This is a genomic window from uncultured Capnocytophaga sp., assembly GCF_938029845.1.
Taxonomy (GTDB): Bacteria; Bacteroidota; Bacteroidia; order Flavobacteriales; family Flavobacteriaceae; genus Capnocytophaga.
Map to the genome: position 1 here is coordinate 1 of NZ_CALHGG010000125.1, position 25,179 is coordinate 25,179.

Annotated in this window: 22 protein-coding genes and 1 pseudogene; 2 read left to right on the plus strand and 21 right to left on the minus strand. The window is 31.5% G+C overall.

Annotation, left to right across the window (positions count from 1 at the left end):
* The 21 genes from Q0625_RS08790 to Q0625_RS08890 all read right to left on the minus strand — a co-directional run.
* A partial coding sequence (locus tag Q0625_RS08790; RefSeq protein WP_298825979.1) for a hypothetical protein occupies positions 1–220 on the minus strand: 220 nt, incomplete at its 3' end.
* 1 nt (position 221) lies between these two features.
* A complete protein-coding gene (locus Q0625_RS08795) occupies positions 222–1,856 on the minus strand; it encodes a hypothetical protein (protein ID WP_298825982.1) in 1,635 nt (544 codons plus the stop codon).
* Between the two features lie 74 nt (positions 1,857–1,930).
* Entirely contained in the window at positions 1,931–2,995 is a 1,065-nt protein-coding gene (locus tag Q0625_RS08800; protein WP_298825985.1) for a DUF4236 domain-containing protein, read from the minus strand.
* Position 2,996: 1 nt separating this feature from the next.
* Positions 2,997–3,752 (minus strand): hypothetical protein, encoded by a 756-nt coding sequence (locus tag Q0625_RS08805; RefSeq protein WP_298825988.1) that lies wholly within the window; start codon positions 3,750–3,752, stop codon positions 2,997–2,999.
* A 20-nt stretch (positions 3,753–3,772) separates the two neighbouring features.
* Positions 3,773–4,915, minus strand: a complete 1,143-nt coding sequence (locus Q0625_RS08810) for an IPT/TIG domain-containing protein (protein ID WP_298825991.1) — start codon at positions 4,913–4,915, stop codon at positions 3,773–3,775.
* 383 nt (positions 4,916–5,298) lie between these two features.
* Entirely contained in the window at positions 5,299–6,618 is a 1,320-nt protein-coding gene (locus tag Q0625_RS08815; RefSeq protein WP_298825994.1) for a phage terminase large subunit, read from the minus strand.
* An 11-nt stretch (positions 6,619–6,629) separates the two neighbouring features.
* Positions 6,630–6,998, minus strand: coding sequence for a hypothetical protein (locus Q0625_RS08820; protein ID WP_254424797.1), 369 nt, complete (start codon positions 6,996–6,998; stop codon positions 6,630–6,632).
* A 55-nt stretch (positions 6,999–7,053) separates the two neighbouring features.
* Positions 7,054–7,932: a hypothetical protein gene (locus Q0625_RS08825; RefSeq protein ID WP_298825999.1), complete on the minus strand. Its 879-nt coding sequence runs from the start codon at positions 7,930–7,932 to the stop codon at positions 7,054–7,056.
* Positions 7,933–7,934: 2 nt separating this feature from the next.
* Entirely contained in the window at positions 7,935–8,249 is a 315-nt protein-coding gene (locus tag Q0625_RS08830) for a helix-turn-helix domain-containing protein (RefSeq protein ID WP_254424796.1), read from the minus strand.
* 90 nt (positions 8,250–8,339) lie between these two features.
* On the minus strand, positions 8,340–9,107 hold the full coding sequence (locus Q0625_RS08835) for a hypothetical protein (RefSeq protein ID WP_298826005.1): 768 nt from the start codon (positions 9,105–9,107) through the stop codon (positions 8,340–8,342).
* A 6-nt stretch (positions 9,108–9,113) separates the two neighbouring features.
* Positions 9,114–10,241 (minus strand): site-specific integrase, encoded by a 1,128-nt coding sequence (locus tag Q0625_RS08840; RefSeq protein ID WP_298826008.1) that lies wholly within the window; start codon positions 10,239–10,241, stop codon positions 9,114–9,116.
* A 171-nt stretch (positions 10,242–10,412) separates the two neighbouring features.
* Positions 10,413–11,840, minus strand: a complete 1,428-nt coding sequence (gene mnmE, locus Q0625_RS08845) for a tRNA uridine-5-carboxymethylaminomethyl(34) synthesis GTPase MnmE (RefSeq protein WP_298826011.1) — start codon at positions 11,838–11,840, stop codon at positions 10,413–10,415.
* A 23-nt stretch (positions 11,841–11,863) separates the two neighbouring features.
* Positions 11,864–13,096 (minus strand): hypothetical protein, encoded by a 1,233-nt coding sequence (locus Q0625_RS08850; protein ID WP_298826014.1) that lies wholly within the window; start codon positions 13,094–13,096, stop codon positions 11,864–11,866.
* 732 nt (positions 13,097–13,828) lie between these two features.
* On the minus strand, positions 13,829–14,140 hold the full coding sequence (locus tag Q0625_RS08855) for a membrane-binding protein (RefSeq protein ID WP_298826017.1): 312 nt from the start codon (positions 14,138–14,140) through the stop codon (positions 13,829–13,831).
* Between the two features lie 1,012 nt (positions 14,141–15,152).
* Positions 15,153–16,400 carry a hypothetical protein gene (locus Q0625_RS08860; protein WP_298826020.1) on the minus strand — a complete coding sequence of 416 codons (1,248 nt, stop codon included), beginning with the start codon at positions 16,398–16,400 and terminating at the stop codon, positions 15,153–15,155.
* 13 nt (positions 16,401–16,413) lie between these two features.
* Complete coding sequence (locus tag Q0625_RS08865) at positions 16,414–17,700, minus strand: hypothetical protein (protein ID WP_298826023.1); 1,287 nt, start codon at positions 17,698–17,700, stop codon at positions 16,414–16,416.
* A gap of 19 nt (positions 17,701–17,719) precedes the next feature.
* Positions 17,720–18,196: a hypothetical protein gene (locus tag Q0625_RS08870; RefSeq protein WP_298826027.1), complete on the minus strand. Its 477-nt coding sequence runs from the start codon at positions 18,194–18,196 to the stop codon at positions 17,720–17,722.
* Between the two features lie 4 nt (positions 18,197–18,200).
* Positions 18,201–18,800 carry a hypothetical protein gene (locus tag Q0625_RS08875; RefSeq protein WP_298826030.1) on the minus strand — a complete coding sequence of 200 codons (600 nt, stop codon included), beginning with the start codon at positions 18,798–18,800 and terminating at the stop codon, positions 18,201–18,203.
* 80 nt (positions 18,801–18,880) lie between these two features.
* Positions 18,881–19,561 carry a hypothetical protein gene (locus Q0625_RS08880; protein WP_298826033.1) on the minus strand — a complete coding sequence of 227 codons (681 nt, stop codon included), beginning with the start codon at positions 19,559–19,561 and terminating at the stop codon, positions 18,881–18,883.
* Between the two features lie 18 nt (positions 19,562–19,579).
* Positions 19,580–19,936 carry a hypothetical protein gene (locus tag Q0625_RS08885; RefSeq protein ID WP_298826036.1) on the minus strand — a complete coding sequence of 119 codons (357 nt, stop codon included), beginning with the start codon at positions 19,934–19,936 and terminating at the stop codon, positions 19,580–19,582.
* Positions 19,937–19,968: 32 nt separating this feature from the next.
* Positions 19,969–21,297: a hypothetical protein gene (locus tag Q0625_RS08890; protein WP_298826039.1), complete on the minus strand. Its 1,329-nt coding sequence runs from the start codon at positions 21,295–21,297 to the stop codon at positions 19,969–19,971.
* Between the two features lie 294 nt (positions 21,298–21,591).
* Between Q0625_RS08890 and Q0625_RS08895 the strand changes: the two are divergent.
* Both Q0625_RS08895 and Q0625_RS08900 read left to right on the plus strand, forming a co-directional pair.
* Positions 21,592–24,041: pseudogene (locus tag Q0625_RS08895) on the plus strand (SLBB domain-containing protein).
* Positions 24,042–24,048: 7 nt separating this feature from the next.
* Positions 24,049–25,155, plus strand: a complete 1,107-nt coding sequence (locus Q0625_RS08900) for a Wzz/FepE/Etk N-terminal domain-containing protein (RefSeq protein ID WP_298826043.1) — start codon at positions 24,049–24,051, stop codon at positions 25,153–25,155.
* Positions 25,156–25,179 lie beyond the last annotated feature (24 nt).

Sequence of the window (25,179 nt, forward strand, 5' to 3'; positions counted from 1 at the left end):
TCGATTGCATCGATTCTAAGGATAATAATGCCTCTATATTTTTATCTTTACATTTAGATTCGCGTATAACAATTGTTTTTATTACTCCCATAGTTGAAATATCACGAATGGAACGAATCCCTTCTACAATGTATTCACCACATTTACTACGATTTTTGCGTTGCCCTAGAGAAACTATACGCTTAATAGTCCTATTATCTTTAGATTGGATAAATTCCATGCTAACTCCCACTTTTTTGACGAACCCATAGATTATAAAAGGCGCCCTTTAGGTCAATTAATTCTTTGAAAGAACCTTTTTCTTTTATTTTACCATATTCAATATACACAATTTCATTGGCGTCTTGTACGGTGGATAACCGATGAGCAATGCTTACGATTGTTTTACTACCACGGATATGTTCAATACTGGCTTGTATTTGTTTTTCTGTATGGCTATCAATATTCGCAGTTGCTTCATCTAATAAAAGAATATAGTTCTTTTTGGATAATGATATAAATGGACTGTTTTGGAGAAAAAAGTATAACTTTGAAAAAAAGTTCAGTATGGAGAACTCTCCTGAGCTCATACTTCTTCCTAATGGGTCTATAGTAATAAATTCATATTGATTAATATTCTTGTAACTAATCATATTGGGATACCTAATAAAATTCTTGACTATCTCTCTATGTAGTTCTATTAGATTTTTAATATTCTCTACCTTTATTTTTATTTCAAAAGAATTATAGGGAAAGTCAGAAATATCACTTTCATTTGATACAGAGTCGATGACATTAAATATGTTATTCAAGAAATCTTCAAATAGAGAATCTTTAAATATCTTATAATTCCTCATTCTTTTTATGTAAGCATTTCTAATAAAGAACAAAAATAGAGACTTTGCATCAGATTTTTTTATATCTAAGGATTCTTCATTTTCTAAGATTCCTTCTTCAAGATAAGTATTTCTTTCTTCTAACATATCAATAATAACAGATAGTATTGTTTTCAAAACTACGTCTTTAGATATGTGTTGCATAACCACTACTTTATGTAAATCATGATTTTTAGAAAGATAACACACTTTTTCTATATTATCATCTATTTTTTTTAAAATATCTTCAATGATTTTTCTAAATTTATCTGGTGTGTTCCGAAAATCAATTTTCTCGTTCTGGTCTTTTCTTATCTTTTTTTCCTTAAATATTAAGGAAGCATATTCATATTGTGGAATTTCAAAGACAGATAATATTTCTTTCCGCTGAAAAGTATCCGAAGTTACAAATTCTATGATTCTAAGAGTATTCTTAAAATTTAATTCATTATGAATATCTTGTATATCATTTTGTTTTATATTATTCAAATCTTGCTTGATATATTCATCTAAAGAAATATCATAATAGTCTAATTCATCATAGTTTGAGTTATATTTTAAGTCAAAATGAGGGGAATAATAAATAGACTGATAAGAAGTATTATTATTTGGCTTCCCAATTTCTTCTAAAAGTTTTCCTTCCAGATAACATTTAAAAGGTATATTAGAATATAGTATTCTTGTTTCTCCTTCATTCTCTACTAAGACAACTACTTCTTTATATGTAAAACCTTCTGATTTAGAAAAAACACTTCTGATTATATCTAAAATAGAAGACTTCCCAACTCCGTTTTCTCCAACAATAGCACTTAGGAGTTCTATTTTAGAATAACTTTTTGAAATGTTGAAGAAGTTCGGTATATATTTCTCATTTTTCTTACGAGAAATAATTAAACTTTCACCTATTTCTTCAAATGAATATAGATATTCTCCTCCAAAATTTAGGGTTAAAGGTTTATCTGTTAAATAACTATGTTCTTTTATATAAATGCTTGCTATCATTTCATTTGCAAAAAACTTGACAAAGGTAGTTATTATTCAACAAAAAAGCAAGCCTTTCAGCTTGCCTTTTGTTTTTAAGTATCTAACTCCTGTAACCGTTGTGCTACATCCTCATACTCTATACTGTGTGTATAGACTTTTTGATAGAGTTGCTTTGCCTGCTCCTTCTCTCCTTTTTCTTCATAAAGATTGCCTAATAGAAACATAATGTCTATCAAATCATCGTCTGGATTAGAAGTGCGCAAAGGTGCTTTTTTAAGGGTTTCTATAGCTAAATCTATTTGATTCTTACCTATAAAACTATTCGCTATTCCTTGCAATGCTTTTAGGAATAAATCACTGTTTTTAGGTATCTTCTGAAAGTACGAAATTGCCTTATCATAGTTTTCACAAAGGTAGTAACAGTTCCCTGTCAATAGTACTTGTCTTTCATCATATTTGCGAGAAAGCAAATCTTCGTATAACTCAATGATTTTAGGACAATCAGTCTTATCATCCTTTAGAATAAGCGTTTCTACATAAAGGAGTTTTAGCCTTTCAGAACTTGGATTTAAGTTCAAAGCCTTACCAAAGCAATCGCTTGACTCTGCATACCGCCCTAAATAATACAAACAGACTCCTTTTAAATCTACTATATCAGATTCATAAGAACTTAAAGGTACTTTATAGAGAGCGGTATCTAATGTAGCAACAGCTCCTTCAAAATTTCCCCTATAAAAATTAGAAATAGCCGTTTCAAGATGAGCTTTCACAACCTTCTTAGGAGAACGAGACCTTCTGACTAAAAAGAAAATCATTATCACTCCTATTCCAAAAGGAATTAAACAAATAGCTATAAACCAAAGGAGGAAGGTTAAACAACCATCGCTATTACCATACTTGTTTTCATCAATAGAAAAACCTAATAGGTTTATTCCTTGTTGATAGGAGTTTGACGATTGCGGTGTATTTCTGCTTCTTAATAGGTTAGAGTGATAAGTAAGCCCTGTATTAGGAATATTGACAGTGTTATATAGCTGTCCATTGCTACTTAGTCCCAATCTGAAGCCACCAGCTCCAACACTCATTCCAACTCCTGATGTACTAAAATTGAGTCTGAAAGCTCCAAATGATTGACTTCTACGAAAACGAAACCCCATATTATCTTACATTAGGATTGAACTCTTTTATTTTAACATACTTCCCTATGTTAGGAGTATCTTTAGAAGCAGCAGGAAAGATATACAACGTATTATAATGCATATCTACACTATTTTCTCCTGAAAAAGATGCTATATTGTGTTGAGCTAATAAGCTCATCTCTGACTTATTTAAGACTCTTCCTAATGTATTTCTCACATAATGACTCTTGTAGTAAAACTCTAATGTTTTCTTATTATCAAAAAAATCAATATTGATTTTTCCTCCTTTTTCTGAAATAATTTTATTTATAACTCTTTCTATTTCAGTTACAAAACTATCATTTTTCAGATTGACTTTGTCTATCAAAACGAAGTAAGAAGGAGCTTTGTCATAACGAATAACAGTAGTCAAGTCCTCTTGAATTTCATATTTTATTAAAGGTTCTTCTCTTTGAGCAGTTGCTGGTTCTTGCTCTGTTGTATTTTCTTCTGTCTTAATGACAATTTTAGGTTTGTTTTCTTCTTTTGAAGAAGATGTTTCAGCAGATTTAGGGACAGTAGCTCCTGCTATTGTAAATAGTACAATATAAGAAACATACCTAACTATTTTGTTTTGCCAAAAACTCACATTTTCCTTGAGTTTATCAGAAACTTTGGGTAAAAGAATAACCCCAAGAAGTGCAAAAGCAATTCCTGCTATAATGCTTTTTTGAGTAATAACACCTAAACCTGTTATTATGAATAATATTCCTAAAATATATTTTGCTACTTTCATAAAATCAATTGTTTTTAAGATTAATAATTTGCTATTATAAGGTTCTCATAGTTTTTAGTGGGAGTTCTTGTTATTTGCTTGGTTTTCAAGTTGAGCTTAAAAAATATTTCTTCAGTACCTGATTGTATCCCAATAATCTCGTTGGTGCTCTTAGAGAACTGAATATGGTCTAAATACCCCTTTCCTGTTTCTACGATAGTCTCTAATTCTTTGCCTGTTGATAGGTCTAACCTTACAATTTTACGATTACCCCAATCAAAAGCATACAACTCATCATTAGCTATTACAAGTCTTTCATATCCATTAAAGGGTGTTTTTACAATCTGTTTTGTTGTCAAATTAAGTTTGAACAGACTATTCTTTCTCTCTGATGTTTCAGCATTATATTTTGTTTGTTCTCCAATAATCTCATTGGTACTTTTAGAGAAGCGAATATGACTTAAATAATCATTCCCTACCTCAGCAATAGTTTCTATCTCTTTACCTGTTTGAAGGTCTAATTTTACAATTTTATGATTACCCCTATCATAAGCATACGGCTCATTATTAGCTATTATGAGCTTCTCATAAAGATTACAAGGTAACCTTACAATTTCTTTTGTAGTTACATTAAGTTTGAATAAATAATGTCCTGAATTTCCTGATTGTATGCCTACAATTTCATTAGTACTGTTTAAGTAGTAAATACCGCTTCCTAAGTATTCCTTACCTATTTCAGCAACGGTTTCTAATTCTTTACCTGTTTGAAGGTCTAATTTTACAATTTTACTATAGGCTACATAAGCATACAAAACACTTGGTTTAGGAAGAATAGTTAGGCGACCTATACTCTTAGAAGTTTCATTGGAAGATAGAATAACTTCTCCAGATGTAGCCTCTTCAGGAATTTCTACTTTTAGATGGTTGGAGGTTACTTCTTTGATAGTCCCTTTTACTCCATTAAAAGTAATTGTGTAGGTTTGTGAAGGGACAAAATTCTCTCCTTCAATGGTAATAATATCTCCTACAGTAACCTCTTGAGCAGAGAAGTTTTTAATTGTAGGAAAATTAGTTTGTTGAGGTGTAGCTTGTTCTTTTGCTGGAGCTGGAGCAGGTTCATCTTTAGAACAGCTCACAATGACTCCCATACAGAACAAAGTCAAGAAGATTTTTAATGTTTTCATAAGCTAAAAAACAATTTTTCTAATGCTTTTCAGCCCCTAAAAGCGGTTAGTAAATATAAAATAAAAAAGCGTGGGACTGTATAACCTTATTCATTTATCGGGTATCGCCAAACACCCACACCTAAAATAAGTACAGCCCACGCCGAAGCGTGAGCGTTTTTACTTATTATTCAGTAGGTGTACAAAATTGGCGATTTTGATAAATCTGAATAATAGCTAAACGCTAATATGTCTTTATGTTAAAAAATAATTTTTCTGCTCTGTATATCTCTTTTAAAATGATGGGACAAAAGTAGTATTATTTTGTGATATTACAAAATTTTTAACAGCTGTATTTTTTTAATCCTTCGCTGAAGGTTCGCTCATCTAATAAATAAAGAAAACTAAAGACCCCCACTAATAGCCATATACCATTTTATTCCCCCTCTATAAGTCTTTACCCAATTTGCATATACTAAACTATCTGCATAGTCAGGGCTTTTGCCTAAAAGTTTTTTAATAGCTTCTTTGCTGATAACCTTCACTTTCTTGTCTGAATAGATTTCATACTGAATAGACTGCAATTCTAACTTTAGAGTTTCATCAGTGAGGTTACCTATTTGTCCGTTCATCATATCTCTTCGCAATTCATAGTACATTTGTGAACGCAAATTAAAAGGTAAAAAGGCTTCTTCATATTGGCTTTCTTCAGGCTTTGAACCGCCCTGTAATTCAATCACATCATAGCCTGCTGATTTCAAATCATCAACTACACCAGCACCCACTCCCACGCTATCTATTCCTACATAATTAGGGTCTATATTGTAGTCGTGAATAAGCTGTATGGTTCGTGTTACTATCTCTGTTATAGAAGTCTGTTCATAGCTCTCTATTAGCTCAATATTGCCGTTTTTAAGGATTGTAAAGACGGTTTTATCATCTCCGTACCTTGCTACATCAATCCCCATAGAAGTAACTTCTAAACCATTTTCTATTCGTTCAGCACTACTTATGATTACTTCACTTGAAATAAGCTGATTAATCATATCTAAAGCACTCCAATCAGCATAAAGATACTTCCTCAAAAACTTAGGATTATCTTTAAAGGCTTCCTTTATAGTGATAACATACTCACTGTTTTCATCATAGTTATCTGTAGTTAAACTTTGGATATATACCTCATCAGAATTGGTAGACTGAATGAAAGTAGAAATAAGCCAACAAGGTTCAGGATTGCTGGTCAATCGCCCTTCATAGCGAGGTTTTTGCTTGTTGGGTAGCACCCAACGCAAACGAGTTTTGAGCATATTATACACCTCAACAGATACTTCATTAGCTTCATCAATCCCAAACCAACCTATCTCTAAACCTTTTATTTTTTGAAGCATTGGGTCTTTGGCTATATTGGCATCAAGAAACAGCAACTTTGAATCATTGATGAAGGTTACTTCTAAACTCGTTTGATTAAAGCTCCTAATAATTTCCTTTGGGCAGATAGAAAAGAAGGTAACCAATGTAGTCCTACGGAGAACAGAGAGTTCCTTTCTCACAAGTACTAATCGGTTACCTTTAAACTTCATTGCATTTTTGATAGCCTCTGCACAAAGAAAATAGCTTTTTCCTCCACCTAAAGCTCCTCCAAAAAGCATATACTTAGCTCTGCATTTATGAGCAATTAGTTGCTTAGGTTTAGGCTGATAATAAAGTGAAAAATCTATTCTCATAACGATTAATTTTAATCAGGTATATTACAGATAAACTCTATATTACCTGAGTGTTCTACTTCTATTTTAAACAGCCCTTGTAGGGTAGTTAATTCTTTATTCACTGACAAGGCGGTTTTATAGTCCTTCTTCTCTATGCTCAATCTGTATAGCTCTTCATATCTTCTAACTGCTTTAGCATAATCATAAGCTACTTGCTTCTTTACTGATTGTTCTATAAGAGTTCTTGCCTTGCTGATATACTTATCTGCTTGCCTTTCTCCTATATTCCAATTTTCAGAACAGTATAGAACTATAAATTCTCTATTATTACCATTAATGAGCATTGAGGATATGGACTTTATTCGCCTTTCTATTGTGTTCTTGTCTGATTTTGGCATACCCATACTTCTCTTATTTTTTGTAATCTTCCTACTATATTACAAGTTTGATAATTTATGAGCAATAAAGCTCTATATGCTTGTTTTCCAGCAAATTAATAAAATTCTTTTTAAACTCTTTACTAAGACATCTTTCTTTTAATTGTCTTATTTTTGACTTTATTATTTTTGCATTGCTTTTATTTAACTTTTCTTCAACTTTTATAAAATCAGGGTGTAAAGAAGCATAAAAAAGTATTCTATCTTCATCAGACATTGAACTAAAATCTACTTCTTCACTAAAGGTAACCTTTGAAAAGCTATCTTTCAAATCTTTATACAAATCCCTGATTTTGCTATTATCAGCTAAATCAGAGAGAGTTCTTATTGTTTTAGGTAACTTTCTTTTCTGATTATAACAAAATTCTACTCTAAGTGTATTTGCTGGGATTAAGACATTATTCATTATCTTAACCTGTTGGGACTTATCATATACTTTCAAAGCATACTCACTCATCACACATTTTCTTCCATAGAAAATATGTTTATGTTTCATTTTCTCAAATTCTCGGCTATGATATTCAGCAAATAGGTTGAGGTATTCTTTTGCTGGTTGGGGTGTAGTTATATTGAAACCATATTCTAATTTTCTAATTACAAATTGACTTGCTTCTATTTCAAAATAATTTGTAATTAGATTAATACTATCAGTAAGTTCAGAAAAGGTGAAATCAGAATAGTTATTTCCTTTGCAGAATTTATGCAAAGAATTTATAATCCGTATTTTATCCTCATACAGAATAACTTTCAATCCTTTAAATTCACTTTCAAAACCATTTAAAAAGCCTTTCTTGAATTTCGGTGTAAAACACAAATCTTTCCAATAGAAAGGCTCATACGATTCTGAAGAAATTTCATAAGAGAAAGGAGCTTCAATATCTACAAAATCAATCATTTTTAAAATCGTTTTTGTGCCAAAACTGATTTTGTAGCTATTTCCCTTTCTATTTCCTGATTAGTCTTATTCCTATTAGTAAGTAGCCATTCATCTATTTCGGTTCTCTTGAAATATAGTTGCTTTCCATTTGGTTTATAATAAGGAATATCTCCTTTACTTGTAAGTTTATAGACATAACTTTTAGAAAGATGTGTATATTCAGCCACCTCTTCTAAAGTTAGAATATTTTTAGCTTCTTGGGCTTGAATATCAAGTTTTCTTTCAATATTCGCTAATCTCTCTTCTATGCTTTGCATTGATTCTAAATTTGTCATAACTAATTCATTTAATTATGGCGCAAAATTAGAAAGGAAGGGAAAGAATCATTAAATACCTTTTTGAAAGGTAAACATTAAGGTAAACAATTACTTTGTAAGTTTATTTACTATATCTTCTGTAATCAACTTGAAATCAGCACTTATCTTTATCTCAATATCTGTTTTAAGAGACTTAGCTTTTTCGGTGAAAATTTCATCATTATTCTTCACAAAACAAGAGTAAAGTTGCTTATAATCAAAATTAGTTTTAGTTGAATCTATAACTTTACTCTTCTTTAGTTGCATTATGAGGTAAATAAGTTGAGTTACATTTTCATTTTTCCAAGTGATAGCTTTTTTAATTTGAGTAATTGGAGTTTCAGAAAATATAGCTTTGAAACTCTGAAAATCTATGCTATCTATTAGTTCATAGTCTATCAAAAGTTTTTTTAATTCATATATTTTGTCTTCTTTAAGCAACCATTTATAGGTAAGTTTAGAGTTTATCTTTCGTTTGGCAGGTTGAGGTTTATTGCCACCTTGCTGAATTAACTCTTCTATAAATTGCTTGATACTAAAAATATAGTCTAATAAGGCGCTATTGCTTATCCCATATATTTTTTCAAATTTAAGAACTCCAGATTCTATATCATTTAGTTCTTCAATTAAAGAATTATAAAATTCTATTTTAGTAACAAATTTTCCTTGTTTCCGTTGAGACTTATAGAAATTTCGAAATTCCGACTCAAATGTTCCGTATAGCATTTTTTCTTCTCCTGCTTCAATAAGTCTACGAGGATAAATGCTCTGTTCAATTTCAAGAACTCTTTTATTTAAAGGTTCTAATGCAGTTCTAAATAGTTGATAGTTTTCCATAGCTTATTACTTCTTAAATTCAGCATCAAAAATACTTGCTGCTTCTCGTCTTTTTTTGTCAATAATTTTAGCATAAATTAGTGTTGTTCTTAACTCTTTATGCCCTAACATATCTTGAATAACTCTTATATTTACATCTTCTTCTAGTAAAATAGTAGCATAAGTATGTCTTGCACAGTGAAAAGTAATTAGTTTAGTAATGCCTGCTTCTAAAACCCAACGAGCTAAAGCAGTATTCATATAAGCACTATATTTAAGCCCTACAAAAACTCTCTCATCAGGTTGACCCTTTTCTCCTATATACTCAAGAGCGATGTCAGGAATGTATAAATACTCTACTCCTTTTGTTTTCTTTTGAGAGAAGTGTACTCTATAACCCTCTTCAGACTTACGTACATATCTCCAAGTTAATTGATTAATATCAGACCAACGCATACCTGTAAAGCAACTAAATAAGAAAGCTCTTTTTAGAACTTCATACCTACAATCTGTTTCCATAAGAGCTTTTACTTCTTCTTTTGTTAGATACTCTCTATTTGACTCATCTGGTTTAATGTTCTTGATTCTCTTTGCAGGATTTTCATTAATAATTTTATCATCAAATGCTTGGTTTAAAGCTGCTTTTAGTTTGTTAAGATATGAGATGACTGAATTTTTAGCCAAAGGTTTCCCTGTCTTAGTTTTATTAGTCAATAAAAACTCCTTAAAGCCTTCACAAAATTCAGTAGTAACATCTTTGAAGGGAACTATCTTCCCTGCATATTTTATAAGTTGCTTTAGAGCACTATCCCAATTACCATAATTTCCATTACTTTCTTTTCGTTCATCTGTAAGTTTTTGGAAATACTCTATGAAGTTAGCATTTAGTAAATGAAGATTATTGAAACCATAAGTTCCATTTTGAATTTCTAAAATTCTTTGTGCTTTTACAGCTTCTGCAAATTTCAATTGTTCAGCATTATGCTGTTTTTCTGCTTGATTTTTTGGCTTCTCATACAAGAAATAATCTAAATATTCATAGTCTCTTATATGTTTAATCTTTCCTTCTTCTCTAATATATCCTTTATATATTTCTAAATACAAGGATATTTTCCTTGTTTTTTTAGATGCTCTTTGTCTTAGATGTATATTCATAATATTTACTATCTTTACATTTTTGGTTGCAAAGATAGTAAAAAAATGTAAATACACAGTAAAAAATGTAAAAATAAAATCAAACAAGAGAAAACAAAATGACTAAATTATAATGTAACTAACTGATTTATTTTACTTTAGTTTGATGTTGTTTTCTCTTGTTTGGCTACTTTACTTTCCAATACAAAAACGAGAAAATATATTCCCCAATACTTCATCATTGCTCACCGCTCCCGTGATACTACCTAAGTAATAAAGCATCTCTCGTATGTCTATTGCCAACAAATCTCCTGAGAGCTGCAAAGAAAGACCTTCCTCTACCCTATCAAGGGCTATAAGGGTTTGCTGGAGTGCTTCCAGATGACGAATATTGGTAATAATGGTAGCACTTTCGGTTGTGGTAAGTTCTTTGGCATAGGAAGAAAGTATCTCTTTTAAAGAGAGTATATTAATTTTTTCTTTAGCCGATATTCTTAATTGACCATAATGATATTTTTGTTCCTTAGAGTTTAGTTTTTCTTCTATCTCCTTATCAAAATCAGATTGTCCTTCAACTTCATTATCTGTCTTATTATGCAAAAGCAAGAGTTTAAGCCCTTTTCGGTAATTTTCTTCTACAAATTGGACTACTTCATCGGTAGTATTCTCTTTCTCATTATACAGATAAAGTACGATTTGTGCCTTTTTTATCTTTTCCTTGGCCTTTTCTACCCCAATCGCTTCTATTTTATCTTGTGTATCACGGATTCCTGCGGTATCTATAAAGCGGAAAGTAACCCCTGCTATGTGGAGTGTTTCTTCTATGGTGTCGCGTGTTGTCCCTGCGATATCTGATACTATAGCGCGCTCTTCATTGAGCAGGGTATTGAGTAGGGTTGATTTGCCTGCATTGGGTTTGCCGACAATAGCTACAGGAATTCCATTCTTGATCGCATTGCCTGCCGAGAAAGATTGTACAAGGGTTTGCAAAGTAGTTTTTATCCTTTCTAACAACTGTTCCAGCTGTTTTCTGTCGGCAAAGGCTACATCTTCCTCTGAGAAATCCAATTCCAATTCTATCAGGGAAGCAAAGTTAAGTAGTTCTTGTCTCAAATCTTCAATTTCAGAAGTAAAGCCACCTCGCATCTGTTGTAAGGCTACTTGGTGAGCCGCCTGGCTATCCGATGCAATAAGGTCTGCCACCGCTTCAGCTTGGTTAAGGGCTAATTTTCCATTGAGAAAAGCACGCTTGGTAAATTCTCCAGCTTCGGCCAATCTTGCCCCATGAGACAAACACAATTTGATAACTTCCTGAATGATATAAGAGCTACCATGGCAGGAGAACTCTACTACAGGTTCGCCTGTATAGGATTTCTTTCCCTTGAAAATGGTTGCCAAACACTCATCTATCACTTGGTTTTCATTTTTGATAGTTCCTAAATGAACGGTATGAGAAGGTGCTTCGGATAAAGGCTTTCCATTAAGTGTTTTGAATACTTTGTCTGCAAGTTCGATAGCTTCTTTTCCTGATAAACGTATTACCGAAATAGCTCCCACACCTGTAGCAGTAGCCAAAGCAACTATGGTGTCGTCAGTATAAGGTATTTTTTCTTGATTCATAGGTGAAATATTCTTTTTTACAGCTATTCTTTTTTGTTTTTGATGATAAATAGCCTATAAGTATTAGAGAATTTATAATTTTTACAAGCAAATAACGCATAATCCCACTTAGGATGGGTATATACTTGATAGTTTTCGTATTGTTCTAAGGTTCCTCCTGAGATATTACAATAAATCGTACTACTCTTTAATAGGTTTTCTCCATCGAACATAGTCATTTTATTTTTCAGATGAAAGGTTTTTCCATTTACCTCAATAGAAAGGAAAAGAATACCTTCTTCCCAAGTGGTACGATAAGAGATTGACCCGCCTCCAATTCCTGAACCGGTATTACTTCCTGAACCTTCCTTTTTGAAATATTGAGGAATAATTTTTTCACGTCTTTGGCTTTCTTCTTTAGGAATATCTTCATTTTTTGAGGAAAATAAGTCCATTCTTTTTCCTTTTAACATCTTATCATCATCGGTTATATTCTCTTTTTCATAATCAGAAAGCTGTTCCATAGACCGAAAAGACTTATTGCCATCTATCGCCCAAGAACAATAACGATTCCCTTTGAAATCCATAAGATAATCTCCATAAAATCCGTCAAAAAGATTCTCTATCCCATCTATTTTTTCTATTTTCAATGTATCAATTCTGTTTCCTTGCGTATCATATTTGGATAAATAGCCTAAAGGTTCATCATCACTTATAATAAGTTCGTTTTTCTGATTGACAAAAGCAAATTCTATTAATTTATCTTCTCCTTCAGGAAGCATCACCATCATATTTCCTTCATAAGAAACAGTATTTCCACTAATTGCTACATATTTTTTATATTTAGAAGGAAGTGTCATATCCGAAAATGTTTTTACTATAGAATTAGAAAGAGAATCATAACCAAAGAGACTTGCTATCAACGGAATGGCAAGAATCCCCGAAATGAAAAGTCCTATTTTAGCTATTTTCCTCACTCTTACTGATTTGTAAAAGAAAGAAAAATAGATGAGAACCCCTACCACTAAAGTAAGTGTTATAGAAAGATATAGCATAGCAATTATGATAAAGAAAAATAACATATATTTTGCTATATCAGAACAAAATGCATAGAAAATCAAAAGTCCCAATACTAAAAGAAGAGGGCTTATAAGTACAAGGAATAATTTAGTATCTCCTGAAGCCTCTATATTATATACCACAATCATAAAGTATAAAGCATATAGTAAGATACTAACAAGAAAAACTTTCCAAAATCGTGGTTTTTTATTTTCCATAAGTGTAAAATTGTTTTTTTATAAGAGATGAATTATATACCTAATTGATACAATGTCATATTCATATAGAGATATAGCCAAAATCCTATTATAGACATTGCAAGTAAAATACTTGTTATCCAAAGTCCTTTCTTTGCCCATTTGTAGAAAAAACTATAAAATAAAAAGAATAATAAAGCTATAAACAAAGGAACTACTATAAGATTTATATAAAAATATATCATCCAAGTATCGAAACTACTAAAATCAAAATAGTCCCAGTAGGGAAGGTATTCCATAATGATATAATAAAAATTGATAAGCAAAAGAATTATACTTATAACAATGCCTACTGAGATAGTCGGTTTCTTTTTCATAAACTAATGATAGTATAAAAATATTATCTTTATAAATAAAGATAAATAGCAATTAGCAAAGTAATAACCAATCCTATTCTCGCCCATTTATAGAAGAAACTATAAAATAGAAAGAATAATAGATTGATCCCTATGATAAAATGGAATATATAGAATATAAAAGGATAAGTAAAAAACTCTAAACTATTGTATTTAAGTTAAAAACCACTTTTTTCTATATAATATAAAAACAAATAAACAATAGATAACACACTAAGTACTATGTTTATAATGATTCCTATTTTGATATTCGGTTTCTTTTTCATAAAATTATTTTTTGATTGAATAGAATATAAAAATACCTTGTAAGGATAAGAATCCTACAAGGTATTTTTTCTTATCGCTTGTCCTCAATCCCGAATTCCCTCCATTGTGTTTGGGGAATATCAATCTTTATGAGTTTTTTTAGGAAAGTAACCTTGTTTTCTACCTCAGAGATAGCTTTGTTAAGCTCTTCGGTTTTTGTTTTGAGGTCAGCTTTTAGCTTTTCTTGCTCACTATTGAGCGTTTCCATTTTCTTACGAAGCTCCTCGAGCTTGGTAACATCTTCAGCCTTTATTCCCAAAGGTAATTTGTCATTACGACCCTTTAGCCCATCTATCATTACAGATGATTCAGCTAAGTTTGTTGAAAAATTTTTTCTCGGCATAAATTTACTTTTTATATATTAAACAATGAATGAAAATAATTTATTTTATACAGAAAATAAATTAGTTTTCTTGAAAATCACAAATGAAATCACATAGAAAACCAATATACATACCACAAAAATAGTGCCAAAAATAATAAGAAACTTCTTTAATTCTCTATAATAGAAAGTATAAATACTCAAAAAGAAAATTATTAATAATAATGTAACGATAATAGCACATTTAATTGAAAAAAATAAAAGTTCAGAAGAATCATCAATCCACGAATTAGAAATTATAAACAAAATAGAAGGAACATAAATCATATATAGAATAATTATACTGCATAATACTATTCCTATTTTGTTTTTCTTATATATATAATACCCCAATAAATTTACTACAATAGAATAAACAAACAAATAAGAACAAATAATTGATGTAGCTTCAAATTTGTTATTCATACCTTCTCTTATGAAAATATATAAAATATAAATTGAAATCAATAAAAAAAGTATAGAAAATACTTTTATCATTATTCTAAAAAAATGAGGTTTTTTCATATTTTTTTATTTTTATTTAATTATACAAATAGTTTATGTGATTTTATACCTTGTAAATGAATTACACAAGATGGTTATTTTATTTTACAAGATGGAAAACAGATTACACAAGATGTGTTTTCCATTTTACAAGATAGAAAATGAATTATACAAGGTTGTTTATTCTATTTACAAGATGGTATTTTCTATATTTTTTTGTTTTTGGATAGTTATGCTGAACAATATACAAAAATAATGCAATATAATAAAATAACCAACCAATGATATTTCTTTACATAGGTAAGCATATTGGCAAGCGAGATAAGCCAAGCTATCATTCCTACCATAATATAAATAAAGAATGTAACAACTTTTTCGTTCTTAATGTTAAGTATATATACCTTATATTGCATAACATAATATGTCACAAAAGGAAGCCAAACCAATATGGGAAATCTTTTTTTATGCTGTGTATGCTCTTTCATAATCTTTAAAATTTATTTTTTATTAAATAATATTGATATCCTGTGCTTAGTAAGTAATAAGATAAGTATTTATTTCTATATAATCGGATGTTATTGTGTATTTCAAGTGTTTCATTTTGATTTTCATAATAGCGAATATCATCGGAGGTTTGATTAGAAGAAAAAAGATTTTGACTATAGAAAGTCTTTAGGTGTAGTTCTTGTTCGTCCAAGAGTAAATTAAAATATACATAGCCTTGACTCCAATCTTCTTTAAAAGATTCCTCTTTTCCAAATAGATGAAGTCCTGAATTGGAGGTATATTCCTTCAGATAATACATATATTTTATAGGACTTTCTAGAGGAGCTATTCCTTTTTCTTTAGGAGGTTTTATGAAGTCATTAAACAAATTAAAATCATCTGAAACAGGAAAATCCATATATTTTAGATAATAAAACTCTTGTGTATAGAAATAGTACAACTTATTTTCTTTTTTAATAATAACCATTGCATCTCTTTCGCTATCTTTTTGAATAATAACTATTAAATTGTTATTAGAATTTTTAAATGTACGTTCTTCCATATCTTTTTCTGAAGGTTGTTCCTCTTTTTTTAGCTCTTTCATAGGTAGAAAGTCCCTATTGCCATCTATCAAAAAAGAAGAATAAGATTTTTCATAAATATCTATCAAATATTTTTTTCTTACCACGATGTCTCTTTTTTGATTCACAAAATTTTCCAAATATAAAGTTTCCATATGGTTTCCTTCAGTATCATATTTCAATATACAATCTATATAAAATGTAGTTTCATCATCATAAAATTTATAATATATGAACAGATGACCTTCTTTATCAAGGAATAAATCAGTATCGGCGGGTATTTTACTTTGAGAAATAGGAGAAATTATTTTTCCTCTTTGATATATCTCTTTATTATCCAACAAATCATATTTTCTAAGTTCTTTAGGCATTTCCGTATATGAAACAAGGTATTTGTAATAGGAATATACCGAATAAGAATGTTTGAAAAGAAAAAATACAAGCATACAAATAGGAAATATACGTATAAAACGCTTGGTTATACTATTCTTTTGGAAATAATAATAAGCGAAAACACCTATTCCAAAAAATAATGTATAAAAAACATATAGTAATATTTTTTTTCCTCTAAAAATGACTTCATAATCCCAATAAATAATCAATAAATAGGTTAATAAGAAAATAATTCCTGTAAGAGAGGCAAAAAACAGATGTGATAATTTTGATTTCATAGCTGTAAAATATTTATTTTATCATATAAACATATTCCCCATCATAGAAAATAGCATAAGATAGATGCTTATTGGTATAAAGAAACATATCTTTGTACTTCTCTAAGGTTTCCTCTTCATTTTCTATATAATAAGTAGGGGTTTTAAGTTGGTTATATCCTTTATAGTTAGATATTTTTTCTTTCTTAAAGTGAAAAGTATCTTTTCCTATTTTAAGGTCAAATAACAATTGTATATCAGAATAAGTCACCTCGCAATTTTCCCCTTGGTCATTCCTAAAAAAGCCATTCATAGTAAGATACTCATAATAAAAATCTTGTGGAAGAATATTTCTCCGCTCGAAAGAATACGCCCCCTTTTCTTCCTCTTCTTCTAATATAGAGAACAGATTACTTATAAGCATATTTTCATCCTGATCATCTCTGTACTGAGTATTCTTTTCTGATGTAGGAGGGAAAAAGTAATAGGCTTGGTCATCCTCTATAAATATTCCTATTATTGCAGGATATCCTCCACATTCTCCTTCATCAGAGAGGGTTGTTTCGTAATAAGATATAGGTGCCCTCGTTTCTCTATGAGCTGGATCATATCCCTTCAAATATTCCATAGGTTGCATAATAAATGATCCGTCATAGGTATAATTTGCATATTCATAAGTACTAAGATCTATAATATAGTTTCCTTTTAGCAAAAACTCTCCTATTGGTTCTTCCTCTGGATGTGCCAAGAAGACACTGTACTTAACTTTTCCTATTGTATCATACACAACCATATAAGGAGGTGTCTCAAAAGGATCTTCACCTACAAGTTTCCCTGATATATAGAAAGGATTTTCCACATAATGCTTTTCTGTATATAGTACTACTAACTCGTGATTTTCATTAAGCAAACATTGTTTTATCTGATATCCTTCTTTAGGGGAAAGTAGCGAAAATCTCGTATTAGCTGTAACTCTTGTCGTATCTGCTAAGGAAAGGAAACGGTGTGCTTGTTCTTGCTTTCCGATACGTGAATATTGCAGAAACACTTCTTGACATATATTTGGTGAATAAAGTACAAAAAACACAAAAGCTGTAAACATCCCAATTCCATAGAAAAAAAATCTTTTAGCCCAACGATAATGAAAGCTATAAAAAACCAACATTCCCAAGGCAAAAGGGATAGGAACAAATTTTGCCAAAAACTTACCTCCCATTTGTGTAACTAAAGTATATATCTCATACACTATAAAAGCATAAGCTACAGCAAAAGCAATCCCTATAATAAGAGCCAAAAACAGATGTAATAATTTCTTTTTCATAGCTGTAAAATATTTTTAATTATGCCAAATAGAAAATAGAAATAAAATATAATGTAAATAAAAGAGGTGTATAATGGAATAATAAAGTACAAACTATAAGAATAACTCCGGAAGCAGCTAATATCTTCCATAATTTAGGATATATAAATACATAAATACCTAAAAATAACATTGATATTTCCGATATACGTCCCAGTATACCAAAGATTCCAAACCAAAATCTTAAGAATGATGAGATATCAAAATAAGGAAAAAGAAAAGGAAAGGTAACAATAGAGCAAATAATAATTCCTGTTTGGTTTTTCTTATATATATTATATCCCAACAGATTTAGCATCAAGCAAAAGAAAAAAAGATATAGCACCCGAGGGACAACATAGAAAATGGTAAATCCCGAACTATCTATACGGAACATCCATAGGGAGAGGACTACTAAAATAGCCAATAGTATAACCATTGTGATGGTCATAACTCTTAAAAAAGGAGGCTTTTCCATAGGATTATATTTTATAGTCTATAATTATTTTATTTAAAATTTCTACAAAGTTATATTTTCTTTTGTAGATTTTTTTAAGTTCGAGTACTAATTTTTTTATTGTATCAAGCTTCTCAGGGACTTCTTTTATTATATAGCGAATAGCCTCCCCTATAGTTTCATATTCATTTTTTGTATACATTCTTTCGCAAAAGAAATGAACTAAATGAACCAATCTTTCTGTTATTTCTTCCTTGTAATATTTCTTTAGGTAAGGTAGGAAATACAAAGTAGTCTGAATATCTAATTCTTTTACATAATTCCAAAGCCTTTCATGCTTATCTTCTTGCTCATAGATAAAGAATAAGACAGGAGAAATTATTGAAGACCTCCAATAATCTGTGATTTTTTCTCTTTTCTGGTTATAATCCTCTTCGAGTTCCTTAATTTCTTTCTCTATAACCTCCTTCCATTGTTTTTCTGTATAGGTTTTTTTCCATTTTTCATAGTATTCTATACTTTCTTTGTCTTCCAAAGCAATTTCTTTAGCATAATGACGAATAGTTGGGATATCTTTTTCTAACTCAGCAATGTATACTAGGACTGCCTTCCATTCTTTTATCATATTTTGATTCCTTCCTTTTTGAGTTAGTGTCTTTATCCCTTCTTCGAGTAGTTTCTTTGCCGTTTTTAGATCTCCTTCTTCTATACTGATTTGTATTTTATTTTTCTGAGTTCAGGATCCTCAAGATTCTCATCAATTATCTTATTGACTCCTTCAGTATCTCCTTTTTGAGAAAGAATACTTATTTTTTCAGCTGTATAAATACGTTTGTCATACCCCGAAAGATTCTTTTTAGAAAGAATTTTATCTAAGGTAGCTAAATATTCCTCTTCTTTTTGAAGCTGTAGACAAATTCTCTTAGAAGCCTCTGTTATTTTCTTTCCATAATAATCATATTCGTAATTTGTCCCATTATATAATTCTTTTAATAGAAAAGAAGCTGCTTTTTCTTTTAGAGCAAGAGGTACTCTTTCATCTTCTGCTAAGAAAATAATTGTATCTAAGGTCTTATCTGTATTATTAAGGAACGTCTCAGAAAGATAATTTGCTTCCTGAATAATACTATTGAGCTTTACAAAAAGAAGTTTGGCGAAGATAAAAGCATCCCGATAGTTGCTATTTCCTATATAGGTAGTAATAGACTTGAGATGTTTTCTTACCTCTTTGTTAATATCTGTGAGATTTTGAAGATAATTATAGTAATAACGAGGCTTTATAGTTTGGTCTATAATCTCTGCTATCTTCTTTTCGAAATCGTTATTCTCATTTTTATCTATAAAATAAAGTTCAAAGTCACTTTTAAAAACCTTATTTTTAGTCATATAAGTTTTGATAAACTCCTAAAACTCTGCACGAGATATTTTCTCAAATAGGCTCTTGAGGCTATCCTTCTTTCCTTTAGTGCCTTTTTTTTCTTTGGTAGCTTTTTGTTGTTTTTTAGCCTCTATCGCCAAGAAAGCTGCTATGGTATGGTAACAAACTCCTTTCCTTGGTCGCTCGTAGGAACAAGATGTCTCTCTAATAGTATTCTTATGTAGTAGTATTTCTACTTCATAAGTATTTGCTGCTTCTACTGTAGCTACCCACAGTCCATCCTTAAGCTCTTCTAAGGAAGATACTTGACCTTTTTCAAAGGCTTCTTTGCCTTGCTTTACCAATGTTTCATCAACAAACTTATCAAAATTCTGAATTGTCATAATTTTTCCTTAATATATTTCTCTTATAAAAATTATTTTACGATATAAATACCATTAAAAGTATCTAATAATCTATATTTTATATTTTTATTGCTGTATAGATATATGTTTTTATATTTCTCTATAGTCTCTGTATGATTCTTCCAATAGTAGGTAGGTGTTTTCAGGCTTCTTTCATAGTTGCTATGGATAAAATAGGATGCTTTCAAAGAAAGTACTTGGTCATCTACCTTTAGCTGGTAATATAACTCTCCTTCTCCTCTTTTCACTTCAAAAGATCTCAAAGGCTCAAGAGGTTCTAATCCTGTACATTCTATATCGTCCTGCAAATAATAAACAGGCTCTATATCTGTACGTTGTGAGGATCTTTCTCCCTTGCCCAAATGTTCCTGATTATACAGCTGATCATTTCTCAGTGCCATTAGAAGTGGTGCGGAGGTATGTTCTGGGGATTTTATCTGATAATGTTTCTTACCGAAATAGTAATAATCGATAATATCATAAGGAGTCAAGTAATAATATAACTGCTGATCTTTTAGAAAGACAATCATATAACTAGGGTCTTCTTCCCTAGGAAAATCCCCCTTGTCAGGAAGTTGCCAAGAAGGTGTCTTTATAATATGACAATAGGACGATTCTTGACTCCTATTATAGTAAAAATCTTTGGCTTGTTGGAAGTTCCAGCTTTGGGAACCTTCCACCAATTTCATAGGGCGAAACACGCTATCTCTACCAGAAAGCCAAGCATTATTATAAGTGCGGTTAGAAATATCTATAAGGCAATCCTCTACAAGAAATATCTTGCTCTTCCCCTCTGAATGATAAAGAGAAAGCGTACCGATAAGATTTCCATTCGTATCGAATTTCTTGACAAAGCCCTCTATGTCTCCTTCCCTAAGAAAGCTCTCACTTATTTCCCTATAAAGAGCCACTAGTTCATGCTGCTGTGTCATGATATAATTCTCCAAATAAAAGCCTTTGTGATCGCCAAAGGGAATAATCTCCTTTCCATCTCTGGTTGTAGCATCTTCTTCTATTATGGCAGCAAATGTTTCAAGCATTGGAGGGAAGTTCTTTCTCGATTTGTAAAGTAAGAATTTACCATACAATTCTCCCCCATAATAGGTCAGCCATATTCCTATGCCCATAAGCACCACAAATCCAAGTACGTAGATTCTGGCACCTTTGTAATAGATCATTATATAGTAAAGGATATTCACCAAGGCAAGCAAGGTAAAAAATCCATAGAGATAGAAAAAAGGGTACATTAGATAACCATTTCCTGTAATAGTAATTAAAATGATATTAAGAACTACAAGAATAAGAAATAGGATAAAATAGCTTCGTAATAATTTGCCCATATAAGAAAAATTCTTTGTAATCATGATTTGTGTGCAAAGATAGTGAAAACAATTATTAATTGTTAATTATCATTTGTTAATTATTATACTTATGCTTTGTTGATATTTCTGTTGTTAAAATTTATCCTTATTCATCACTTTAATTCAATGATAATCATCAGATTAAAAATGAATTTTATCACTATTTACGATCTGAAAGTAGTTATAAAATTAGAATGAGTAATTAATCTTTAAAATATTTTATTTTTTCAGATAAACGAAGTATATTTGCACTCTGATTAAAAACAGCAAACAATGATTAGGAAAATCTTATTTTTTCTTCTTTTAAGTGTAGGTTTCTCCCTTTCTCTTTCTGCACAAGTACAGAATCTTAACTTAGAGCAACTTGCCTATATCAATGTAGATCAGCTCTCTGATGAACAAATACAATCTTTTTGGGAAAAAGCACAAGCACAAGGTTACTCTATTACTGACTTAGAGACTGCTGCCCGTGTAAAAGGAGTACCCGTTTCCCAAATTACTAAGCTCAGACAACGTATCATGTCTCTCTCTACTTCTGTTAAAAAGAAAACAACTACAACTACTACTCCAAGTAACAAGAATACCTCCTCTGAGCAGGAAATATTTGGGCGTACAGAAAAGGAATATCAGAGGGATTCTCTTCAGCCTATAAAAAAGAGTAGAGTATTTGGCTATGATTTCTTCCAAAATCCTAAAATCTCCTTTACTCCTACTATCAATGTACCTACTCCTGAGAGCTATATCATCAACACAGGAGATGAACTTTTGGTAGAGGTATGGGGCGCTGCTGAAAGTAGCACTACCCAAAAGGTGGATAACCAAGGAAACATCATCCTTCCCATGGCAGGGAAAGTACATGTAGGAGGACTCAATTTTGTAGAGGCCAAAGCACGTATCAATACCGCTTTACGCAAAATATATGCAGGTATCTCCGCCCCTGAAGGTAGTTATGCTAAGGTATATACTGGTGTTTCCATCGCCAATATCCGTACTGTAAAAGTCAATATCATTGGAGAAGTAGAAGCCCCCGGCACCTATTCCCTTAGTGCACTTTCTACAGTGATTAATGCACTCTATGCCAGTGGAGGACCTACTGAAAATGGTTCCTTTAGGAATATACAAGTAGTTCGTGGTGGAAAAACTATCGCTCATCTAGATATTTACAATTTTTTACTCAAAGGTTCCCAAGAAGGGAATATCAACCTCAATGACCAAGATGTAATCATTGTCCCCCCTATAAAAATCAAGTGGAGGTAATAGGTTTTGTCAAGAGAGAAGGACTCTATGAGGTAAAAGAGGGTGAAAAACTTTCTTCCTTAGTTGATTATTTTGGAGGTTTCAAGTCCAATGCCTACAAAGATATCATGGTCGTAGAACGTATTGTAGGAGCTAAGCGTGAAGTAAAAGAAGTCCCCTTTAATGATGCTGACAAATTTGCTATGCAAGGTGGAGATAAACTCTTAGTACACAGACTTTCTGATATATACCACAATCGAATTAGTATCACTGGAGCTGTTTATCAGCCAGGTAATTATGCCTATTCAGAGGGTATGACAGTCTTAGACCTTATAGACAAAGCAGCTGGAGTAAGAGAGGAAGCTTATCTAAATCGTGCCATTCTCTTCCGCTCCATAGACCGTGTGGATAAACAAAGTCTTAATTTTTCTCTCAAAGACCTATTAGAGAAGAAGCAAAGTATCGCTCTACAACCCAATGATAGTTTACATATATATGGTAGGGATAGCCTCATTGCTAAACCTATGGTGCGTATAGAAGGAGCGGTACGCAAACCTCAAAAATTTGCCTATGCCAAAGGACTATATCCTGCAGACCTTATCATCATGGCTGGCGGATTTATAGAAGGAGCAGACCAAACACAAATACAGGTAGCTCGCCAACTAAATGATGCTAACTTCAAGACCATCAGCAAAGTATATACTGTATCTCTCTCTAAAGAAGGAGGGGATAGTATCGCCTTAGAACCTAATGATATAGTAACTGTTCGTTATGAAAAAGGGTATGTACCCCAACAAGTGGTCAAGATAGAAGGAGAGGTTTCTTTCCCTGGTTTTTATGCCATTCTTACTAAAGAGGAGCGTATCTCAAGCCTTGTAGAACGTTCTGGTGGATTGGCTCCTTATGCTTATGTAGAAGGGGCTACTTTGGTAAGAAAAAAGGATAAGAATGAAAAAGATGATAAAGCTCAGGAAAAACAGCTTAAAAACCTAAAAAAAACCGATAAGGATCTAACTCTTATAGAAACTAAAGAGGAAGAAAATACCCCTGAAGCCTCTGAATATCGGGTAGGTATCAATCTTAAAAAAATTATGGAGAACAAAAATTCCTACCAAGACCTTGTTCTAAAAGATGGGGATGTGCTTATTATCCCTTCTGAAAAACAAACAGTAGAGGTAAAGGGATTGGTACTTGCTCCTTCCTTAGTTCGTTATGAAAAAGGGAAGTCTACTCGTTCCTATATTAATAGTGCTGGAGGATTCTCTGACAATGCTCAGAAGAGATCTGTTTATGTGGTATATGCCAATGGAGATGTAAAAGGTACCAGTCGCTTCCTTTTCTTTAGAAGTTACCCTAAGGTTGCTCCCGGTGCCCTAGTGATTGTGCCTGAAAAACCTGAAAAGAAATCACTTTCTACTACTGAAACAGTAAGTGTAATGACTGCCTTAACTACTTTGGCTATACTAATCTACAATGCCTTTAAATAATAGAAAAATGGATCAAGAAATACAAAAAGACGATGAGATAGATTTGCTTGCCCTATTGCTGAAAATATGGGAAGGAAGGAGAACTATTTTAAAATATTTCATCATATTCCTGTTTATAGGGATTTTCATTGCTATATTTTCTAAAAAGGAATATACTGCTACTTCATTAGTACTCGCTCAAGAAAATAACAATTCAACAGGAGGAAACTTATCAGGATTAGCCTCTTTAGCAGGAATTAACCTTGGACCCTCTTCAGGAGAATTGATTTCTCCTAAGCTCTATACAAATATTGCTACTAGTATCCCTTTTCAAAGAAAAATGATACAAGTTCCTATACAAACCTTGCAAAGTAGTAACTCTATTACCTATGAGGAATATTGTGAAAAATATCAGAAAAAAAGTGTCTTAGATATAATAAAGAAATACACTATAGGACTACCTAGTGTTATTATAAAAGCCTTTTCTTCTAAGGATAAAGAGCTTACCCAATCAACAGCTGATAGTTCTTTGGAAGTATATAGCATTACTCCTAAAGAAAAAGAACTATTTAGTCTATTAAGTGATCAACTCCAAATTACTAACAATGAAAAAGACAATACCATTTCTTTCTCTTTCAGCATGGGGGATCCTGTAGCTGCTGCACAAATGTTAAGTCAGGCAAAAAAGACACTGCAAGAGACGATTATAGAGTTCAAAACTCGTAAGGCTAAAAGCCAATTGGAGTTCATAGAAAGACAGTATGAAGAGGCTGAAAAGAACTTTAAGGAAAAACAATTGAGATTGGCAGCTTTCCAAGATAGCAATAGAGGTCTTATCACTGCGGTTCCTATGACCCGCCAGACACAGTTACAATCAGAATATAACTTAGCTAGTAATATCTATATAGAACTAGCAAAACAGTTTGAAAACCAAAAAATTAAACTACAAGAGGACACCCCTGCCTTTATTGACATAGAACCTGTCAGCATTCCCTTAGAAAAATCAAAACCTAAAAGAGGTATGATTATTGCCATTTGGGGATTTTTGGGTATAGTCATTGGAATTGGCACTATTTTTGGTAGAGACTTCATCAAGAGTATAAAAAACAAATCTACTTCTGAAGAAAAAGTATAAAATCTCTTTAAAAAATTGATTATT

Excerpts from the sequence above, each read along its gene's own strand:
- Q0625_RS08885 (WP_298826036.1), bottom strand. The coding sequence starts at position 19,936 with ATGACAATTCAGAATTTTGATAAGTTTGTTGATGAAACATTGGTAAAG.
- Q0625_RS08850 (WP_298826014.1), bottom strand. The coding sequence starts at position 13,096 with ATGGAAAATAAAAAACCACGATTTTGGAAAGTTTTTCTTGTTAGTATC.
- Q0625_RS08900 (WP_298826043.1), top strand. The coding sequence starts at position 24,049 with ATGGATCAAGAAATACAAAAAGACGATGAGATAGATTTGCTTGCCCTA.
- Q0625_RS08870 (WP_298826027.1), bottom strand. The coding sequence starts at position 18,196 with ATGGAAAAGCCTCCTTTTTTAAGAGTTATGACCATCACAATGGTTATA.
- Q0625_RS08795 (WP_298825982.1), bottom strand. The coding sequence starts at position 1,856 with ATGATAGCAAGCATTTATATAAAAGAACATAGTTATTTAACAGATAAA.
- mnmE (WP_298826011.1), bottom strand. The coding sequence starts at position 11,840 with ATGAATCAAGAAAAAATACCTTATACTGACGACACCATAGTTGCTTTG.
- Q0625_RS08820 (WP_254424797.1), bottom strand. The coding sequence starts at position 6,998 with ATGCCAAAATCAGACAAGAACACAATAGAAAGGCGAATAAAGTCCATA.
- Q0625_RS08840 (WP_298826008.1), bottom strand. The coding sequence starts at position 10,241 with ATGAATATACATCTAAGACAAAGAGCATCTAAAAAAACAAGGAAAATA.
- Q0625_RS08800 (WP_298825985.1), bottom strand. The coding sequence starts at position 2,995 with ATGGGGTTTCGTTTTCGTAGAAGTCAATCATTTGGAGCTTTCAGACTC.
- Q0625_RS08835 (WP_298826005.1), bottom strand. The coding sequence starts at position 9,107 with ATGGAAAACTATCAACTATTTAGAACTGCATTAGAACCTTTAAATAAA.
- Q0625_RS08810 (WP_298825991.1), bottom strand. The coding sequence starts at position 4,915 with ATGAAAACATTAAAAATCTTCTTGACTTTGTTCTGTATGGGAGTCATT.
- Q0625_RS08825 (WP_298825999.1), bottom strand. The coding sequence starts at position 7,932 with ATGATTGATTTTGTAGATATTGAAGCTCCTTTCTCTTATGAAATTTCT.
- Q0625_RS08805 (WP_298825988.1), bottom strand. The coding sequence starts at position 3,752 with ATGAAAGTAGCAAAATATATTTTAGGAATATTATTCATAATAACAGGT.
- Q0625_RS08830 (WP_254424796.1), bottom strand. The coding sequence starts at position 8,249 with ATGACAAATTTAGAATCAATGCAAAGCATAGAAGAGAGATTAGCGAAT.
- Q0625_RS08875 (WP_298826030.1), bottom strand. The coding sequence starts at position 18,800 with ATGATAAAAGAATGGAAGGCAGTCCTAGTATACATTGCTGAGTTAGAA.
- Q0625_RS08880 (WP_298826033.1), bottom strand. The coding sequence starts at position 19,561 with ATGACTAAAAATAAGGTTTTTAAAAGTGACTTTGAACTTTATTTTATA.
- Q0625_RS08865 (WP_298826023.1), bottom strand. The coding sequence starts at position 17,700 with ATGAAAAAGAAATTATTACATCTGTTTTTGGCTCTTATTATAGGGATT.
- Q0625_RS08860 (WP_298826020.1), bottom strand. The coding sequence starts at position 16,400 with ATGAAATCAAAATTATCACATCTGTTTTTTGCCTCTCTTACAGGAATT.
- Q0625_RS08890 (WP_298826039.1), bottom strand. The coding sequence starts at position 21,297 with ATGGGCAAATTATTACGAAGCTATTTTATCCTATTTCTTATTCTTGTA.
- Q0625_RS08855 (WP_298826017.1), bottom strand. The coding sequence starts at position 14,140 with ATGCCGAGAAAAAATTTTTCAACAAACTTAGCTGAATCATCTGTAATG.
- Q0625_RS08815 (WP_298825994.1), bottom strand. The coding sequence starts at position 6,618 with ATGAGAATAGATTTTTCACTTTATTATCAGCCTAAACCTAAGCAACTA.